Source organism: Proteus sp. fly-1067 (assembly GCF_040139345.1).
Lineage (GTDB): Bacteria > Pseudomonadota > Gammaproteobacteria > Enterobacterales > Enterobacteriaceae > Proteus > Proteus vulgaris_B.
The window spans coordinates 1-578 of the sequence record NZ_JBEEUL010000186.1; the positions used below are offsets into that span (position 1 = coordinate 1).

The 578-nt window shown below is 44.3% G+C and carries 1 protein-coding gene and 1 pseudogene; both read left to right on the top strand.

Annotation, left to right across the window (positions count from 1 at the left end):
* A pseudogene (gene panF / locus ABN217_RS19900) lies at nt 1-185 on the top strand (sodium/pantothenate symporter); the annotation flags it as partial.
* A 16-nt stretch (nt 186-201) separates the two neighbouring features.
* Nucleotides 202-578, top strand: a 377-nt coding sequence (locus tag ABN217_RS19905) for a 50S ribosomal protein L11 methyltransferase (protein WP_349459951.1), incomplete at its 3' end; no start/stop codon positions are given.

The following is a 578-nucleotide window of genomic DNA, read 5'->3' on the forward strand; positions in this document are numbered from 1 at the left end:
GTGGTATGGTCATCGGTGGTGTGAGCTATGCATTATTAGCCTCATTCAAAATTGAATTAATGGGCTTCCATGCAATTGTTCCTTCACTGCTATTTAGCCTGATTGCCTTTATAATTGGTAATCTTTTCGGTAAAAATCCAGTACAATCGGCAGCCAATGAGCAGGCTACGCCCGCAAGCAATTAAGTAAAAGAGATTAACTATGCCTTGGATACAACTACGACTTAACTCTACTGGCCAGCAGGCTGAAGCACTTGGTGATGAATTGATTGAAAGTGGCGCGGTTTCAGTCACTTTTCAAGACAGCCATGATACCCCAGTATTCGAACCTTTACCGGGCGAGACACGTTTATGGGGTGATACCGATGTGATTGGTCTCTATGATGCCGAAACAGATATGGCAATAGTCGTAGCGCAATTAGAGAATAGCCCACTGCTTGAAACAGGCTTTATCCACAAGATCGAACAACTTGAAGATAAAGATTGGGAAAGAGAGTGGATGGATAATTTCCACCCAATGCGCTTTGGACAACGTTTATGGATCTGCCCAAGCTGGCGTGATGTGCCAGATCCTAACGC